The following is a 1,379-nucleotide window of genomic DNA, read 5'->3' as shown; positions in this document are numbered from 1 at the left end:
AAGTGTTTGAATAGAATCAACATCAGTTAATTCCATTTGTGTTCTTAGCTTGTTGCATACTCAATAAGTGAAACTTAATGAGTTGTTTGAAAAGAAAAACATGTTTTCTTTTCTTGACATACTGGTTATTTTGTTCAGTTTTCAAAGAGCAAATTTGTTAGCTGCTTCTCAAAAGCAACTTTATCAATATAACATGTTGATCTTTATAAGTCAACCGTTATTTTTAAAGATGGTGGAGCCTAGCGGGATCGAACCGCTGACCTCCTGCGTGCAAGGCAGGCGCTCTCCCAGCTGAGCTAAGGCCCCTTAATAAATGGTCGGGAAGACAGGATTCGAACCTGCGACCCCTTGGTCCCAAACCAAGTGCTCTACCAAGCTGAGCTACTTCCCGAAATAATGGTGCGCCCGAGAGGACTCGAACCTCTAACCGCTTGATTCGTAGTCAAGTACTCTATCCAATTGAGCTACGAGCGCATATGGTGCCGAGAACCGGAATCGAACCGGTACGGTAGTCACCTACCGCAGGATTTTAAGTCCTGTGCGTCTGCCAGTTCCGCCACCCCGGCAAGGGCTTGGAGCGGAAGACGGGATTCGAACCCGCGACCCCCACCTTGGCAAGGTGGTGTTCTACCACTGAACTACTTCCGCGCTTAGCAAGTAAATCTGATGCGGGTGAAGGGACTTGAACCCCCACGTCCGAAGACACTAGATCCTAAGTCTAGCGCGTCTGCCAATTCCGCCACACCCGCAAATGGTGAGCCATGAAGGATTCGAACCTTCGACCCTTTGATTAAAAGTCAAATGCTCTACCGACTGAGCTAATGGCTCACAATATGATTGAAAGCACCATTTGATATTAAATTGTACAAAAGATGGTGCCGGCCAGAGGACTTGAACCCCCAACCTACTGATTACAAGTCAGTTGCTCTACCAATTGAGCTAGGCCGGCTAAAAATGGTGGAGGATGCAGGGCTCGAACCTGCGACCCCCTGCTTGTAAGGCAGGTGCTCTCCCAGCTGAGCTAATCCTCCGATATAATGCCTNGCCTGGCGGCGTTCTACTCTTGCAGGGGCAAAGCCCCAACTACCATCGACGCTGAAGAGCTTAACTTCTGTGTTCGAGATGGGAACAGGTGTGACCTCTTCGCTATTGCTACCAGACCTTCCTTAAAAATAAGGACAAGTTTTATTATATACATTTCCATATGAAAATGCAAGGTATTTTTTAGTTTATACCTTAAAAACTAAATAAAAGTAAATCAACACATCAATAAAGAAGTTTAGTTAAGTCCTCGATCTATTAGTATCCGTCAGCTACACGTGTCACCACGCTTCCACCTCGGACCTATCAACCTCATCGTCTCTGAGGGATCTTACTCA

9 tRNA genes and 2 rRNA genes are annotated in these 1,379 nt (G+C 46.2%); all 11 read right to left on the bottom strand.

Going from position 1 to position 1,379, the window contains the following annotated elements:
- Nucleotides 1-230 precede the first annotated feature (230 nt).
- Nucleotides 231-306 (bottom strand) — tRNA-Ala (locus BV906_RS19015).
- Nucleotides 307-314: 8 nt separating this feature from the next.
- A tRNA-Pro gene (locus tag BV906_RS19010) sits at nt 315-391 on the bottom strand.
- A gap of 6 nt (nt 392-397) precedes the next feature.
- Nucleotides 398-474, bottom strand: a tRNA-Arg gene (locus BV906_RS19005).
- 3 nt (nt 475-477) lie between these two features.
- Nucleotides 478-566, bottom strand: a tRNA-Leu gene (locus BV906_RS19000).
- A 7-nt stretch (nt 567-573) separates the two neighbouring features.
- Nucleotides 574-648, bottom strand: a tRNA-Gly gene (locus tag BV906_RS18995).
- Nucleotides 649-667: 19 nt separating this feature from the next.
- Nucleotides 668-749: transfer RNA gene (locus BV906_RS18990), tRNA-Leu, on the bottom strand.
- A 3-nt stretch (nt 750-752) separates the two neighbouring features.
- A tRNA-Lys gene (locus BV906_RS18985) sits at nt 753-828 on the bottom strand.
- 45 nt (nt 829-873) lie between these two features.
- A tRNA-Thr gene (locus BV906_RS18980) sits at nt 874-949 on the bottom strand.
- 6 nt (nt 950-955) lie between these two features.
- Nucleotides 956-1,031 (bottom strand) — tRNA-Val (locus BV906_RS18975).
- Nucleotides 1,032-1,044: 13 nt separating this feature from the next.
- Nucleotides 1,045-1,160: ribosomal RNA gene (rrf, locus tag BV906_RS18970) — 5S ribosomal RNA — on the bottom strand.
- 119 nt (nt 1,161-1,279) lie between these two features.
- Nucleotides 1,280-1,379, bottom strand: a 23S ribosomal RNA gene (locus tag BV906_RS18965); the annotation flags it as partial.

The organism is Oceanobacillus rekensis (genome assembly GCF_002153375.1).
Lineage (GTDB): Bacteria > Bacillota > Bacilli > Bacillales > Amphibacillaceae > Oceanobacillus > Oceanobacillus rekensis.
This window is presented reverse-complemented; position numbering and strand designations above follow the sequence as displayed.